The 610-nt window shown below is 65.1% G+C and carries 2 protein-coding genes; both read right to left on the reverse strand.

The features are described from left to right. The coding region (locus AACY52_RS29330) for a response regulator (RefSeq protein ID WP_339561221.1) at positions 1-271 on the reverse strand (271 nt) is incomplete at its 3' end. After that, positions 268-610 (reverse strand): ATP-binding protein (locus tag AACY52_RS29335; protein WP_339561222.1); only part of this gene is annotated, 343 nt, incomplete at its 5' end. The genes AACY52_RS29335 and AACY52_RS29330, both read right to left, overlap by 4 nt.

The following is a 610-nucleotide window of genomic DNA, read 5'->3' on the forward strand; positions in this document are numbered from 1 at the left end:
GTGCGCCGTGGCCGGAGGCGACGATTACCTTGGTATCGGGCTTCAACCGCAGGATTTCAGCGAGCGTGGCGAACCCTTCGCTCGTGCCGTCGGGGTCTGGCGGCAGGCCGAGGTCGAGCGTCACCACGGCAGGCTCGGCAGCGCGCACCGCATCGAGTGCGGTGGCACGATCGATCGCGGTCAGCACCTCATACCCTTCATACGCCCAGCGGAGCTGGCGCTGGAGGCCTAAATCGTCCTCGACGATCAGGAGCTTGGGCTTGTCGGTCATGCGGCTTGTTCCAGGGTGCGCGCGTGCGCAGTCGGCAATGTAATGCAAAAGCTGGTGCCGATGCCTTCGCGACTCTCGACTGCAACGCTGCCGCCCATCGCCTCGGCAAGTTGCTTCGCCTCGAACGCGCCGATGCCGAAGCCGCCGGGTTTGGTCGAGACGAACGGCTTGAACAACTGGTCGCGTACAAAAGCCGGGCTCATCCCGCTGCCCTGATCGATCACCGTCAGCGAAACCGCCATATCCGCGATGGCGAGCGCGATGGTGACGGGTTCGGTTGGCGGGCTCGCGTCGATTGCGTTCTGGACGAGGTGGCCGAGCAGTTGCTCGACACGTGCC

The sequence above is a fragment of the Pseudomonas sp. EA_65y_Pfl1_P113 genome (assembly GCF_963970525.1).
In the GTDB taxonomy this organism is placed as follows: Bacteria; Pseudomonadota; Gammaproteobacteria; order Pseudomonadales; family Pseudomonadaceae; genus Aquipseudomonas; species Aquipseudomonas tritici.